Source organism: Burkholderia sp. Bp8963, from assembly GCF_003854275.1.
Classification (GTDB): Bacteria; Pseudomonadota; Gammaproteobacteria; order Burkholderiales; family Burkholderiaceae; genus Burkholderia.
This window is the reverse complement of the sequence record NZ_QTQP01000093.1, coordinates 1-13,513: the sequence shown is the minus strand read 5'-3', so window position 1 is coordinate 13,513 and position 13,513 is coordinate 1. Positions and strand designations below refer to the sequence as shown.

Genomic DNA, 13,513 nt, shown 5'->3' with positions numbered 1-13,513 from the left:
CGCTGTAGTAACTGCCATTGAAGCGCGCGCCGTTCACCAGCAGGGAGCCGTCGGGGTTGACGATCGTGATGGTGTCCCAGGTGCTCGCGAGCGACGTGTTCTCACTGATGGTGAGCGACACACGCTGCGCGGCCGTGCCACTAAAGGTCAGGCTCATCTGCTGGCCGGGCGCGGTGGACGTGAGCGTTACCGGCGAGCCGCCCGGGGTGATTGTCGCCGTTGGATCAGCCGGCACATTGTAGAGAGTGAAAGTCGCGCTACCGGTCGCCGTGCTGGAGGGGGCGACCATAATCGTGTACGTTCCAGTAATTGGTAGCGTGTACGGGACGCCGGAAAAGTTGCCGCTGCACAGTGCCGTCCCGCCCACCAGTGACCCGTTCGGTTTCAGGATTTGTATCGCCCCCGAGCCACACGACCCAAAGGTCGAGTTGCTCACCAGGAGACTTACCCGTTGTCCTGCAACGCCGTCGAACACGATCAGCCCGATCGTCCCTGCGTTGGGAAGCGTGACGGTTTGGCTGGCGCCGATCTGCATACGACCGGTCACAGCGACCGCCGACGCCTGATAGGGGCTCGGTGCAACAAAGAAGTCCTGTGTGCTTGTCGCTTGACCGTAGGGTGTCGTCAGGGTGACTCGGCCCGACGTCGCCAACGACGACACCGTGCCGGTCAAAGAAGTTGCACTAGCAGAACTTACGAATGCTGGATTGGTATTGAATGCGAGATGATCTTCGCTCGTGGCGGTTCGGAAGTTAGTGCCTGTCACCGTCACTGAGCTGCCGCCGTTGCCAATCAACGGCGAAAATCCGCTGATCGTAGGCGCCAAGGCGCTCGTCACCGTAAACGCTGTCGCGCTCGACGCGCTACCGCTCGGCGTGGTGATGGAGATCTGCCCCGTGGTGGCTCCGGCGGGAACTTGCGCGACCAGTTGCGTGGTGGACGCAGAAGTGACGGTGGCCGCGACGCCATTGAAGCTGACTGCATTTTGACTTGCGGTCGTCGAGAAGCCATAACCCGAAATCGTTACGTTCGTGCCGACTGCGCCGGAACTCGGCGTGAAGCCGACTATCGACACTGCCGCGTTGCCGCGGGCAATGGAGACGATGTTGCCCGTTGCATCGTAATTGTAAGTCGCGGCGTTACCCGAGCTATCCACTACGCCAGTTAGCCGTCCAAGCTCATCGTAGGACAAGTTGTACGTGCCCGCCCAGCAGAGCGTGACCGCCGCAAACAATGTAAGCGGCAACATGGCCCATACAGCGCGAAGAACACGCAAAGATCGACGCAGCATCGCCGCCACCCCGTATGTGGACTCACCGAAGCAAACAAAAAGCCAGGAGATCGATCGGGTAGATCGAGTCTACGGAGATGGACAGACAGCGCAGGGTGAAAGCATTGCGTTGAAGGCGCCGCCCGACCTGGGCTTGACGAGGAGGAGCGCAGGCGCGCCCAGGTCCTTGCTGAGAAGAATGAACACTTGAACCCCCGAGAAATCTTATCCTTCTATTTAGGTCTACTTCTTATATGTTGCCGTCACCTGCAGCAATGACATTTGTTCTAGCACACGGAGTTCTGACATTCAATAACGCGATCATCATTTAAAAGGAAATGCAAGGTGAATGTCATAAACCGAGAGAAAGTATTTAAGTGCCGTGCGTATTGATGGCTCGAGAGCTTGCACTCTTTTGGCACAATTCAAATCAGCAAACGTTTGCGAATCAATGTTGCCTTGTACGATTTTTAGCGTGTGCTAGTTTCTTCATAACCACACTTTTTTACTTCGGGTGACGTGGCGATGAAGCGAGTCGACGCGAACATCATCCGCCGGCTATCGGCCCAGAGTCGAGTGCGAGCGCGCACCGTACATTGCGTCGCCGTGGCCATTGCCGCAGCCCTCCCCTTCGCGGCGCCCGGCCAGGTGACCAACGATCGGCTCGGTCTTCCCCTTTCAACACGCGCTGCGTGCGCAACCAACGACACAAAGGCGATACTGCTGGGGCGAAAGCTCTTCTTCGATAAGCGCTTCAGCGCTGACGGAATTGTGAGTTGCGCGAGTTGCCACCAACCCGAACGCGCCTTCACCGACGGTTTGTCGAAATCACGTGGCGTGGATGGTCTCACTGGAACCCGCAATGCGCCGAGCCTGCTCAATGCGGCACTGGTCGAGGCACAGTTCTGGGATGGTCGTAAATCCTCCCTGGAGGATCAGGCGCTGGAGCCCTTCGTAAACCCTGTTGAGCAGGGTCTCAAAAACCTCGACTCACTGTTGAGAACAATTCGAGGAGATACGGCATACGTCCGTGATTTCAAGACAGCATTTGGCGTTTCGTCGCGAAATATCGGCGCACAGCACGTCGCACGGGCGATCGCGAGCTTCGAACGCAGCCTCGCCGCAGGCGACTCGGCGTTCGACCGCTACTACTACGGCGCGGACAAAGCGGCGCTTTCCCCGGATGCCGTGCGAGGGCTCCTGCTCTTTACGGGGCGGGCACAGTGCTCGACCTGCCACACCATCGGCCCGCAGGGTGCTGCGTTCACCGACGGGCAATTCCATACTCTTCACGTCGGCATGTCGCGGATCGAAAGCCGACTTACGGAATTGACGCATCAGGTTCTCGCCTCGAGGAACCGGGGCGATTCGATTGCGACAATCGTTCTTGGCAGCGACGATGTCGCGGAGCTGGGAAGGTTTGTCATCACGCTCGATCCCCGCGACATCGGAAAATTTCGCACGCCAAGTCTTCGGAACGTCGCGCTGACGGCACCCTATATGCATGAAGGGAGCGTCGCGACACTCAAAGAAGCCGTTGAACAGGAGGTGTACTACCGCACAGCGCAAAGCGGTAGTCCGTTGATTCTCACTCCCCAGGAGAAGGACGATCTGGTTTCCTTTCTGGAGAGCCTGACAAGCCGTAGGGCGACGCAGACATACCAACATTGACCGCACGCATGATTGCTGCATCCGATGAGACACGGGTGTGCGATCTGGGCTCGGGATAGTAGTTCAACGGATTGGCAGGTTAGATTGGCGATTACTATACTGCCGTGCACGGTCGACCGACAGACCGATATTAGGTAGGACACCATACGTTGCTGAATTGTTACATAACGGTGTCTACTTTCGGGGAACAATGAGATGAAGGGCGATAGATTTCGTTGTTTGTCGTTTTTGCTTTTCATCGCAATCACCTTGCTGGGGCAAGCTGCATCCCCTGCTTCAATCGACATATACCTGACACGACAGGACGACGGCACACCCTTCTATAGCGATGCGCCTCGCAATAAGGCTTCGCATCTTATCGAGTCAACGGCCGGCGACCGACTCCACTCGCCGCCTACGGAAATCGGGAAATCCCTCGCGTCGCACTGGAATGCCGTGGTCAGGGACGTGGCCACCAGGCGCGGAGTTGACCCCGCGCTGGTGCAGGCTGTCATCGACGTGGAATCACACTTCAATCCCCATGCACGCTCTGGCAAAGGAGCCGCCGGGATGATGCAACTGATGCCACAAACGGCTACGCGCTATGGCGTGAGAGATGCGTTTGATGGCTACCAGAATATCGAGGCCGGTGTCCGTCATCTAAAGACGCTTCTCGACACCTATCACGGCAACGTCGTGCTGGCCTTGTCCGCGTACAACGCGGGTGAGCACACGATCATCGGCCACCATGGACTGATTCCGCCGTATCGGGAAACGATGCTCTACGTCCCAAAGGTATTGGCACGCTACGAGGCCTACCGGGCAATGAACATGGAACGGGAGGGGATCCGATGAAGTTCGCCAGAGATTCGGTTGGGAACGAGACTGCGGGACATCAACCTTCAGGACCGGCGGCACGCGCAAAAGGATTTACGCTGCTTGAGCTGCTCGTGGTCATCGTCATCATCGGCCTACTCGCATCGTACGTGGGACCCAGATACTTTTCGCAGGTGAACAAGTCTCAAACGACGCTCGCGAAAGCGCAACTCGCGTCGTTTGAGAAAGCGCTCGACGCGTTTCGACTCGACGTGGGGCGCTATCCCACGACCGAGGAAGGCCTGAATGCTCTCATGGTGGAGCCAACCAACGTCGCAAACTGGAATGGCCCGTACCTGAAGAAGGAGATACCCCCTGATCCGTGGGGCCGACCGTACCAGTACAGGGTTCCCGGACCCAAAGGCGAGTTCGAGGTGAAGACACTCGGCAAGAGTGGCGTGCCAGGGGGAACAGGCGAAAGCCCTGAAATTTCCATTCCGTGACTCCATGAGTGAGGGGCTAGCGATGCGTTTCGATGCGCGGGTTCTTGGCGCTGACCACCGGATCGTGCTGGTGAGCGTCGAAGCAAACGACCTGGAAGCCGCGAGGCGTCAGCTTGAGGCGCAGTCACTTCGCGCTATTGACATCCGTCCGTCGATTGTCGGACGGGCAACGACGCGGCGGTTTCGGTTTCCCGTCACGCTATTTACGCAGGAGTTGCTTGCGCTGTTGAGCGCAGGCCTCGGGATCGTGGAGGCCCTCGAAGCCCTCGAAGAAAAGGAGGCGGTGCAAAGCACCAAAGCCCTGATTGGACGGCTCCTGCAGCGGTTGCGTGAAGGCAACCGACTTTCCGCCGCACTTGCGGAGCACACATCCGTCTTTCCGCCGATATACGTCGGCCTGGTCCGGTCGGCGGAAGGTACGAGCGACCTGCCGGTGGCCCTCGAGCGCTACGTGGCCTACCAGCAGCGGGTCGACACGGTGCGTAACAAGGTCGTGAGCGCTTCGCTTTACCCGCTGATTCTCTGTGCAGTGGGTGGCGCGGTGACCGTCTTCCTGATGGCCTATGTTGTACCGCGCTTCGCGGTCATCTACCAGGACACCGGTCGCCCTCTTCCACTGCTCTCCCTTGCGATGATCAAAGGTGGGAAATTCATCGCGGGCCATAGCTTTGCATTTGGCATCGGCGCGGTTACAGGTACGGTTGCGCTGGCGGCAGCAGTGCGTTCGTTTCTGGCCAATGGCGGGCTAGGGACACTGCTACTGCGGTTACCACTCGTCGGCGAGCATGTTCGCACGTATCAGCTATCACGTCTTTACCTGACGCTCGGCGTACTGCTTGAAGGAGGCATGCCGATCATGGAGGCGCTTCGCAGTGCGCGCGCGGTGATTCCACGCGACTGGGGCCATGCGTTTGACGGGGTTAGCAAGCACGTTGAAGCTGGCTATGGGCTTGCAGCAGCGCTCGAAGGACAGCGTCTCACGACAGCCGTCTCCCTACGCATGCTGCGTGTAGGCGAGCAGTCTGGCCAGATGGGGCAGATGCTCCGACAGGCTGCGCAATTTTACGAGGGTGACATTTCACGGTTCGTGGACCGGTTCACGCGCACGTTCGAGCCTCTGTTGATGGCCGTGATCGGAGTGGTCGTCGGATCCATCGTGATTCTCCTATACATGCCGATCTTTGATCTGGCTTCGAGCCTGGAATGAACGAATCTACGCTGATCTCCGCACTTGACCGGGATCTGATCGAGACGGCTCGTGAGCTCGCGAGCCGGTCTTCCGGGAGCATGATCAGCGCGCTAACGACGACAACGGGAAGGGGCGGCCGGGAAATCGTTGCCATGCTTGGCGCGTATCTGGACTGGCCAGTGGTTGAAACAGCACACATGAACGAGGCGACGCCCGCGTTTGACCTGCTGCCTCTCGCCAAGGCGCTACAGCGGGGCGCTATTCTGCTGCGGACGTCGGCTGGCGAACTCTGGGGGGTGGTCGCGGACCCGTTTGATGCGGATCTGCAGGTCTGGCTGGACGCGCACGCCAACGCACTATTGCAGTTCCGGCTGGCGGTCGCCGAAGATATACGCGCCTACTTGGATAGGCAGGAGGAAAACACCCGCGCGGTTGATGGCATCCTTGCTATCGCCGGCAGCGATACGAGGGACCGAAAAACCACGCCGGAACTCTCATTTGCGGCCGTTGCCGACAGTTCGAGCCCCGCCATCAAGCTCATCAATTCCACGCTTTACGACGGTCTAAAGGCTGGCGCTTCTGACGTTCATTTCGAGTGCCATATGAACGGCCTCGCAGTGAGATACCGCATCGATGGTGTCCTTGTGCCGGCGGCTTCGTTCAGTGGCGACGAGCTGGCAGAACAGGCAATCTCCAGGCTCAAGGTACTGGCTGAACTGGATATCGGCGAGCGCCGGATTCCGCAGGACGGCAGGTTCCGGGTGAGCGCGCAGGGCCGGGAGATCGACCTTCGCGTCTCGATCATGCCAAGCGTCCATGGCGAGGATGCCGTGATCCGGATCCTCGATAAACGCGCCCTGATCGAGGCCCACGGCAGTCTGAGCCTCCATGCGCTGGGGTTTGACGAGCTGTCGCTACAAACACTGCGCCAACTCGCAGATGCGCCCCATGGGATGTTGCTGGTGACCGGTCCAACAGGATCTGGCAAGACGACGACCCTGTATGCCGTCATTGCCGAGACGCACACCAGCCACGACAAGATCATCACGATTGAAGATCCAGTGGAATATCAGTTGCCTGGTGTCTTGCAAATCCCGGTGAACGACAAGAAGGGGCTGTCCTTCGCGCGCGGCCTGCGCTCCATTCTGCGCCACGACCCGGACAAGATCATGGTTGGCGAGATCCGAGATTCGGAGACGGCTGAGATCGCAGTTCAGGCAGCACTCACCGGCCACCTCGTGCTGACGACTGTGCACGCCAACAACGTTTTTGACGTCGTTGGGCGATTCTCGCACATGCGAATCGATCCCTATGCCTTTGTATCGGCGCTGAATGGTATCTGTGCCCAGCGACTCGTTCGCCTGACTTGCGCGCGTTGCAGCCAGCCAGCGCACCCGACAGCAGAGCAACTGCGCAAGGCCGGTCTTCGGCCGGACGACGGAGAACAGTTCACATTTGTAACGGGTGCAGGATGCGGAGACTGCCGAGGCACCGGGTACCGTGGACGCAGAGCGATTGCGGAGATCCTTATCCTGAATGACGAGATCCGCGAGATGATTGTCGAGAAGGCACCCATCAGGCAAATCAAAGAGGCCGCATACAGGCAGGGCACAAAGACATTGCACCAAACAAGCCTGGATTGGGCCAAGCGCGGGCTTACTACACTGGAAGAGGTTCGACGTGTGGCGCTGGTCACGTGAAACCGCTCAACTCCAGATTGCTCGGGATCATGTCGCTCTTTGCCCGCGTGATGTAAGGAGTACGGCCGCCCAGCTCAGGAAACATCCCGTTACCGGGTTGGCGACCGTTGAAGACGCAATTACGTCATGCCTTGCTGAGGGGCACGGGTCGAATCTTGATGTGGACATCGTAGTGAGTGACGCGTATGCCCGATTCTGGATCGTCGTGCCGCCAAATAACGCGACTACTCGGGGAGATCTCAGACTGTGCGCGCTCTGGCGATTCGAAGAGCTCTTTGGTGAGTCGCCGGCCGCATGGAATCTCCAAGCGGACTGGCATGCGACCAGACGGTTTATGGCGTGCGCGGTTCCGCTGGCACTAACGGATGCAATTCGCTCGGCATTGTCGTCTCGTCGTATTCGCATCCAGTGCTGTGTTTCGCGGTTCGTAGCCGAGTGGAACAGGCATCATCGGCGAGTCCGCAAGCACGATACATGGTTCGGCGTATCGAACGATTCAATCGTGACCATGGCACTTGTGCAGGATCAGCGTATCGCGCACGTGCGGAAAGTAAGGCAACCGTCGGGCGAGGAAATGCAGCTCGACACACTCGCGTCGGCCCTGCGCTGCGTCGCCCTGCAACACGAAGCTCGTCTCCCGGAGAGTGTCCTGTTGTGCGGAGACATGCCTGCAACCAGGCAGGCGACAGGTATCGAAGGTTTTCATTTCGAATGGGTAGACGGCGATGCGCGCCCCAGCGGGAACCCTGAGTCTCCGGCGGCAACGTTGGAAGGGCCATCGCCATGAGAAGCCTGAACATCGATTTCTTGCCATCGACAAGGCGACAGCGGCTGCGCTTGCGCGCGCCAGTCCGTTGGATGGGACTGGTCGGTGTCGGCCTGTGCCTCTGGGCCGGTTATCGAATTGATGAAATTCAAACGATGAACTCGCGGCTTCGCGCGCACGCTAGTCAGATGGCGGCTGCACGTGCGATGCGCGAAACGGCAAATCGCCCGCCGGCGCTTCCTCCCGAAGTGCAGTTGCGCGCAGTCAGTCAGGCAATTGGCCGACTGAATGTACCGTGGAGAGATTTCTTCGCGGCGCTACAGAGCGCGTCTACGCCGCACGTCGCGTTGCTGGCAATCGAGCCCGAGGCCTCGACGCTCACCCTGAAGGGGATGGCCGAGGCAGCCACGCCAGAAGCCATGATTCAGTACATTGAAGCGCTCAAGCAAGGCAAGTTCTTCAAGACCGTGACCCTCTCCCATCATGAGATCAACACGGCTGATCCCAATGCGCCCATTCGATTCAGGTTCGATGCGACGTGGTAAGGACACGAGAGATGAAACGGATGACGCTCAACATCATTCTCGGGCTCGCAACGCTAACCGCGGCGGAATGGGTCGCGTGCGGAACATTGATGCTGGGTCTTTCGCTGGCCGGCATCGTCACGCCTTTGCTGTACCAGGAACTGCATGTGCAGGAGGACCAGCTGCGCGCACCCGAGCGGACTTCTCCGCGATCAGTTGTGAAGCCAATCAGCGGTGCCAGGCAGGTGACACAACGTCTCAACCACTTCTACTCGGTGCTTGCCCCTGAAGATCAGCTGGAGGGTTCGGTCGGGAAACTTTTCGAACTTGCTGGCCGCTCAGGCGTGACACTCGAGAAGGCGGATTATCGAATCGCCACCGAAAAGGCCGGGCAATACAAGATGTATCAGATTGACTTGCCCATGAGGTCCAGTTACTCGACTATCCTGGGATTCTGCGAGCAGGTACTGGCCGAACTACCGTTTGCCTCACTCGACGCAATCAGGTTCCATCGAGACAAGGTGAGCAGCGGGCAGGTCGAGGCCACGATTCGACTGACGTTCTTTGTCGCTTCGCAACCCTCGTGGCCGACGCCAACCAGTCCGTCGACGGGAGCGCGCCTCATCACGGAGACGGTCAGATGAGAGTGCGCCGCATGGTATTGGCAGGCGGGTTGATATCCTCCGCACTCGTTGCGGTGTTCGGGGATCGCTCGAGCCCTGGCGAAGTGGTATTGGCCACCCACGCCGCACCGGGCCCGGCGCCCACGCAGCGTCCGGCAGAGGCGCACTCGGCAACTGCAGACGCGTCCGATCATGTCGACGCCGCACCTGCTGGCGTTCTCCTGCTTCAGGACCGCGTCCTCCCGACGTCACACGAGAACGAAAAGCCGGACGTCGCACCATTTGGCGTTCTGTCCTGGGCGCCTCCTCCGCCGGCGCCCTCCGCCCCGGCGAAACCATCTGCACCACCGCTGCCATTCACTTACTTGGGAAAGGAACTCGACGGAGATCAATGGCGCATCTTCCTGGCGCGAGAAAACGAGGTCCTGATCGTCAAGGCCAACGACATCATCGGTGACACGTACCGGGTCGAGAAAATTGCACCCCCGACCGTGACTATTCTCTACGTGCCTCTGAACGAGCCACAAGAGTTGAGTATCAAATAGCGAGCGGCACGGGCCATGTCACCAAAATCCCTCCTGTTCGGCATTGTTCTCGTGACGATACTGTCCGCGTGCGGCAGCGAGCGGGCATTGCGCGAAGCGCACAAGTCATTCGATGCCGGCAAGGTGGACGAGAGTCTCGCCACGTTGCGAGCCGAACTCAAGAATGAGCCGACCAATGCCGCATTGCGGGCTACGTACCTACAATTGCGCGATCAAGCCATCGTCACATGGCTCGAGGCGGCTAAGGACGCTACACGCAAAGGGAGTCCGACGATCGCCCGCGACGACTATCAGAAGGTTTTGAAGCTTGATCCGGACAATGACCGTGCGAAGTCTGGATTGCAGCAGCTCGATGCCGATGCACTTCACTCAAATTGGTTAGACCAGGCCCGAACAATGGCGGCCAAGAAAGACGTCGATGCTGCAATAGCGTTGCTCCGAAAAATTCTTGCCGAAGACCCAGCCAATGGACCGGCGAGGACCCTGTCGAAGTCTCTGGAAGAGCAGCTGGAGCGCCCGCCTGCTAACCCGCAAATGGCGGCCGCACTGAAGCGCGTTCTGTCAATCGATTTCAAGGACGCCACGCTTGGTCAGATTTTTGAGGTTCTATCTCGCACGTCGGGCATCAATTTTGTCTTCGACAAGGATGTCCGCACAGACCAGAAAACCTCCGTGTTCCTGACTAACACAACCGTCAAGGAAGCCATCGATGTCGTGTTGATGACCAATCAGCTGGAAGCGCGCACGCTCGACAGGAAAACGATGCTCATCTATCCAAACACGCCGGCCAAGCTCAAAGACTACAAGTCGCTCACTGTACGCACCTTTTTCCTCGCTCACGCCGATCCGGAACAGGTTGCCAATACGCTCAAAACGATCGTCAAGACTCGCGATCTCATCGTCGACAAGAAGGAAAGCACGGTCATCATGCGCGACTCACCGGAGGCCGTTTCGATCGCAGAAAAGCTGGTTCAACTCCTGGATTTGCCGGACCCGGAAGTGATGTTGGAGGTCGAGATCCTGGAAGTCGACCGGGACCGACTGTCAAGCCTCGGCATCAAGTACCCCGACCAGCTTACGCTGACGCCATTGACCAACGGATCGAACAATACATTGACGCTGGCCGATCTGGGTCGACTGACGACGGCGGGTGTTGGAGCGACAATCACGCCGCTGACGGTCAACGCGAGTCTGACGACGACGGATGCAAATCTGCTCGCCAATCCCCGCATTCGCGTGCGTAGCCGCGAGACTGCCAAGATCCTGATCGGCGACAAAGTCCCGAATATCACCTCCACATCGACGGCGACCGGCTTTGTGTCGTCAAACGTGCAATATCTCGACGTGGGGTTGAAACTGGAAGTCACGCCAGTCATAGCTTCCGATGGCGAAGTGGAAATCAAGATCAATCTCGAGGTGAGCAACATCGCCAATCAGTTGACGACCTCACAAGGCACGATCGCTTACCAGATTGGAACCCGGTCCGCGGCCACAGTGCTTCGACTGAAGGATGGGGAGAATCAGGTTCTGGCCGGCCTAATCAACGATGACGACACGCGAAGCGCGAACAAGGTCCCGGGACTCGGCCAGCTACCGCTACTGGGCAGACTCTTTTCCAGCCATCAGAACGACTCGAAAAAGACAGAGATCGTCCTGTCGATAACGCCTCATCTCGTTCGCAGCCTACCGAGCCCGGATGCACGACTGCTGGCATTCGACTCCGGCACCGAGTCGAACTCACGCAGCCTGGAGAGGAGCGACGTCAGCGGTAACCTCATCGCGCCCAGCACGTCGCCGGCTGCCCTTCCTCGCGTTTCGCAAGAGGCACCGAGCGGTGAAGCGGTAGCCGCGGCACCGGCAAGCGCCAGCAGCGCCGTCAATTCTCCCCCGGGCGTGCCCGGAACCGCCGCGTCGGGCGCGTCTGTCGGTTCTTCGACGAATGGCGGATCTGACACAACCAACGGCACTGCTCAAGCGACCTGGCTTGCACCGGCGCAAGCTAAAGTCGGTGAGCCGTTCACCGTGCAACTGGTTGTGAACTCGAGTCTGCCGGTCACGGGTATCCCGCTGGCGATAGGCTACGACCCGAAGAAGCTGGAAGTGGCCAGTGTTGTGGAGGGGGATTTTCTGAAACAGGGGGGCGTGCCGACCAGTTTCCAGGTTCGGGCGGATTCCGCTACGGGGCAGATATACGTGACCGACACATACACTGGCGACGGTCAGGCGGCTGGCGCCGGAGCGACCGGTCAGGGTGCCATTCTGACCGCGACATTTAAGCCGATCAGTTCGGCCAATCCGACCTCGCTCGCGATTGTTTCGATGACCCCGCTCGGACAGAACGGGACGACGGTTCCACTTGCGCTGCCGGCACCGCAAGCCATCGTTGTCGTACCCTGAAGGGTGCTACATGCGGAACGCTCAGAACGGTTTTACCCTGATCGAGCTTCTCGTCACGCTGGCAGTACTCGCGGTGTTGGCCTGCATCGCGATCCCGATCGCGCAGGTATCCGTCCAACGTGTGAAAGAACAGGAGCTGCGCGTTGACTTGCGGGAAATGCGTACCGCGATCGACGCATACAAGGACGCTGCCGAGCGCGGCCGCATCGAGAAGGTGGCCGACAGCACCGGCTATCCCAAAGATCTCAATGTTCTCGTCGATGGCGTCGAGGATGTCCGGGATCCCAAGAAATCAAAGATCTATTTCTTGCGTCACATTCCACGTGACCCGTTTTCCACGGACGCCAGCATCGCTGACGCGGATACATGGGGGAAACGCAGCTATGCGAGCGAAGCGACTGATCCGCACGAAGGCGAAGATGTCTACGACGTCTATTCGAAATCAGCAGGTACTGGACTCAATGGCATCCCATATCGTCGGTGGTAGCGAGCCTGGTGCATCTTGCGGGCCGACGAGACGGCCTCGTCACCATGGCACCAACGGTTTCACGCTGATTGAGCTGCTCGTCGTGATGGCGATCATCGCCGTCTTATTGACGCTTGCCGTGCCGCGGTACTTTCAAGGTATCGAAGCATCGAAGGAGACGGTGCTGCACGAAAATCTGAGAATCATGCGTGAGACCATCGACAAGTTCTACGCGGATGTCGGGCGTTACCCCGATAGTCTCACTGAACTTGTGGACAAGAGGTATCTGCGCGCAATCCCCATTGATCCCGTGGCCGGGCCGACGGCTGAGTGGAAGATACTGCCGCCTGACGATCCCGACCAGGGAAAGATCTACGACGTTAAGAGTAACGCGCCGGGAAGCGACAGGCATGGGACAAGGTATGCCGACTACTAGGACCGGGCGGGGTATGCCGCCGAAAGGATTTACGTACCTCGGATTGGTGATTTTTGTCGCGATCCTTGGAATTGTCTCCGCGGCTGCAGCGGAGCTAGGCTCGATCGCCCGACGCCGGTCCGCAGAGGCGGAGCTTCTATTTGTGGGCGCGCAGTTTCGTGCAGCATTGAAGAGCTACTATGAAGCCACGCCTCGCGGGAGCAACCCATACCCCTCGTCACTTCAGGTCTTGCTCAAAGATCCACGCTTTCCAACTGTCGTCCGTCATCTACGCCAAATCTACCCAGATCCAATTACCGGACGAACAGACTGGTTGCTGGTCATGGCGCCCGGTGGCGAAATCATGGGGATAAGCAGCGCTTCTGCCCGGCGGCCGATTAAGACCGCCGGATTTCCCGAGCCGTTCGTAACCTTTGCCGGTAAGAGTAGCTATTCGGAATGGGTCTTCTATTACCAAATGTCGCCTGTCACTGTCGCGCGTCCTTCTGTCGCCACGGCACCCTAGGTCCTGTTCACATTCTCACCAGCGGCCCAAAGGCGCAGGCAAGCACCGCGAAGGCGAAATAGTTGCCGGCGAGCTTGTCGTAACGAGTGGAGACGCGACGAAAATGTTTGATGCGATTGAAGA

At 58.8% G+C, this 13,513-nt stretch carries 14 protein-coding genes and 1 pseudogene; 12 read left to right on the top strand and 3 right to left on the bottom strand.

Going from position 1 to position 13,513, the window contains the following annotated elements:
* The coding region (locus DID96_RS36465) for an IPT/TIG domain-containing protein (protein ID WP_124604011.1) at positions 1 to 1,249 on the bottom strand (1,249 nt) is incomplete at its 3' end.
* A gap of 546 nt (positions 1,250 to 1,795) precedes the next feature.
* Here DID96_RS36465 and DID96_RS36460 point away from each other — a divergent pair.
* From DID96_RS36460 to DID96_RS36440, 5 genes are all read left to right on the top strand, one after another.
* On the top strand, positions 1,796 to 2,941 hold the full coding sequence (locus tag DID96_RS36460) for a cytochrome-c peroxidase (protein WP_124604009.1): 1,146 nt from the start codon (positions 1,796 to 1,798) through the stop codon (positions 2,939 to 2,941).
* 195 nt (positions 2,942 to 3,136) lie between these two features.
* Positions 3,137 to 3,775: a lytic transglycosylase domain-containing protein gene (locus tag DID96_RS36455; RefSeq protein ID WP_124604007.1), complete on the top strand. Its 639-nt coding sequence runs from the start codon at positions 3,137 to 3,139 to the stop codon at positions 3,773 to 3,775.
* Entirely contained in the window at positions 3,772 to 4,239 is a 468-nt protein-coding gene (gene gspG, locus DID96_RS36450; RefSeq protein WP_124604005.1) for a type II secretion system major pseudopilin GspG, read from the top strand. Before DID96_RS36455 ends, gspG begins: the two co-directional genes overlap by 4 nt.
* 22 nt (positions 4,240 to 4,261) lie before the next feature.
* The gene (locus tag DID96_RS36445) at positions 4,262 to 5,446 is read left to right on the top strand and encodes a type II secretion system F family protein (protein ID WP_124604004.1); all 1,185 of its coding nucleotides are present in this window, start codon (positions 4,262 to 4,264) and stop codon (positions 5,444 to 5,446) included.
* The gene (locus DID96_RS36440; RefSeq protein WP_124604002.1) at positions 5,443 to 7,128 is read left to right on the top strand and encodes a GspE/PulE family protein; all 1,686 of its coding nucleotides are present in this window, start codon (positions 5,443 to 5,445) and stop codon (positions 7,126 to 7,128) included. Before DID96_RS36445 ends, DID96_RS36440 begins: the two co-directional genes overlap by 4 nt.
* Positions 7,129 to 7,624: 496 nt before the next feature.
* Here DID96_RS36440 and DID96_RS36435 read toward each other — a convergent pair whose 3' ends face one another.
* On the bottom strand, positions 7,625 to 7,834 hold the full coding sequence (locus tag DID96_RS36435) for a hypothetical protein (RefSeq protein ID WP_124604000.1): 210 nt from the start codon (positions 7,832 to 7,834) through the stop codon (positions 7,625 to 7,627).
* A gap of 77 nt (positions 7,835 to 7,911) precedes the next feature.
* On the opposite strand from DID96_RS36435, the gene DID96_RS36430 reads away from it, so the two are divergent.
* Genes DID96_RS36430 through DID96_RS36400 form a run of 7 tightly spaced genes read left to right on the top strand, consistent with a single transcriptional unit; the run spans position 7,912 to position 13,390 of the window.
* Positions 7,912 to 8,439, top strand: coding sequence for a hypothetical protein (locus DID96_RS36430; protein ID WP_124603999.1), 528 nt, complete (start codon positions 7,912 to 7,914; stop codon positions 8,437 to 8,439).
* Positions 8,440 to 8,459: 20 nt separating this feature from the next.
* On the top strand, positions 8,460 to 9,062 hold the full coding sequence (locus DID96_RS36425) for a hypothetical protein (RefSeq protein WP_124603998.1): 603 nt from the start codon (positions 8,460 to 8,462) through the stop codon (positions 9,060 to 9,062).
* Positions 9,059 to 9,586 carry a hypothetical protein gene (locus tag DID96_RS36420; protein WP_124603997.1) on the top strand — a complete coding sequence of 176 codons (528 nt, stop codon included), beginning with the start codon at positions 9,059 to 9,061 and terminating at the stop codon, positions 9,584 to 9,586. Before DID96_RS36425 ends, DID96_RS36420 begins: the two co-directional genes overlap by 4 nt.
* Positions 9,587 to 9,601: 15 nt before the next feature.
* Positions 9,602 to 11,983: a secretin N-terminal domain-containing protein gene (locus DID96_RS36415; RefSeq protein WP_124603996.1), complete on the top strand. Its 2,382-nt coding sequence runs from the start codon at positions 9,602 to 9,604 to the stop codon at positions 11,981 to 11,983.
* Positions 11,984 to 11,993: 10 nt separating this feature from the next.
* The gene (locus DID96_RS36410) at positions 11,994 to 12,470 is read left to right on the top strand and encodes a type II secretion system protein (protein WP_124603995.1); all 477 of its coding nucleotides are present in this window, start codon (positions 11,994 to 11,996) and stop codon (positions 12,468 to 12,470) included.
* On the top strand, positions 12,445 to 12,885 hold the full coding sequence (locus tag DID96_RS36405) for a type II secretion system protein (protein ID WP_124603994.1): 441 nt from the start codon (positions 12,445 to 12,447) through the stop codon (positions 12,883 to 12,885). The genes DID96_RS36410 and DID96_RS36405 overlap by 26 nt, the downstream gene beginning before the upstream one ends.
* 13 nt (positions 12,886 to 12,898) lie before the next feature.
* Positions 12,899 to 13,390 carry a type II secretion system protein gene (locus tag DID96_RS36400; protein ID WP_124603993.1) on the top strand — a complete coding sequence of 164 codons (492 nt, stop codon included), beginning with the start codon at positions 12,899 to 12,901 and terminating at the stop codon, positions 13,388 to 13,390.
* A 7-nt stretch (positions 13,391 to 13,397) separates the two neighbouring features.
* Here DID96_RS36400 and DID96_RS36395 read toward each other — a convergent pair.
* Positions 13,398 to 13,513, bottom strand: a pseudogene (locus tag DID96_RS36395) (IS5/IS1182 family transposase); the annotation flags it as partial.

What these genes read in the sequence shown, in the direction of transcription:
- DID96_RS36420 (WP_124603997.1), top strand. Translation starts at nt 9,059, where the DNA reads ATGAGAGTGCGCCGCATGGTATTGGCAGGCGGGTTGATATCCTCCGCA.
- DID96_RS36410 (WP_124603995.1), top strand. Translation starts at nt 11,994, where the DNA reads ATGCGGAACGCTCAGAACGGTTTTACCCTGATCGAGCTTCTCGTCACG.
- DID96_RS36425 (WP_124603998.1), top strand. Translation starts at nt 8,460, where the DNA reads ATGACGCTCAACATCATTCTCGGGCTCGCAACGCTAACCGCGGCGGAA.
- DID96_RS36460 (WP_124604009.1), top strand. Translation starts at nt 1,796, where the DNA reads ATGAAGCGAGTCGACGCGAACATCATCCGCCGGCTATCGGCCCAGAGT.
- DID96_RS36430 (WP_124603999.1), top strand. Translation starts at nt 7,912, where the DNA reads ATGAGAAGCCTGAACATCGATTTCTTGCCATCGACAAGGCGACAGCGG.
- gspG (WP_124604005.1), top strand. Translation starts at nt 3,772, where the DNA reads ATGAAGTTCGCCAGAGATTCGGTTGGGAACGAGACTGCGGGACATCAA.
- DID96_RS36455 (WP_124604007.1), top strand. Translation starts at nt 3,137, where the DNA reads ATGAAGGGCGATAGATTTCGTTGTTTGTCGTTTTTGCTTTTCATCGCA.
- DID96_RS36405 (WP_124603994.1), top strand. Translation starts at nt 12,445, where the DNA reads ATGGCATCCCATATCGTCGGTGGTAGCGAGCCTGGTGCATCTTGCGGG.
- DID96_RS36435 (WP_124604000.1), bottom strand. Translation starts at nt 7,834, where the DNA reads ATGAAAACCTTCGATACCTGTCGCCTGCCTGGTTGCAGGCATGTCTCC.
- DID96_RS36400 (WP_124603993.1), top strand. Translation starts at nt 12,899, where the DNA reads ATGCCGCCGAAAGGATTTACGTACCTCGGATTGGTGATTTTTGTCGCG.
- DID96_RS36445 (WP_124604004.1), top strand. Translation starts at nt 4,262, where the DNA reads ATGCGTTTCGATGCGCGGGTTCTTGGCGCTGACCACCGGATCGTGCTG.
- DID96_RS36415 (WP_124603996.1), top strand. Translation starts at nt 9,602, where the DNA reads ATGTCACCAAAATCCCTCCTGTTCGGCATTGTTCTCGTGACGATACTG.
- DID96_RS36440 (WP_124604002.1), top strand. Translation starts at nt 5,443, where the DNA reads ATGAACGAATCTACGCTGATCTCCGCACTTGACCGGGATCTGATCGAG.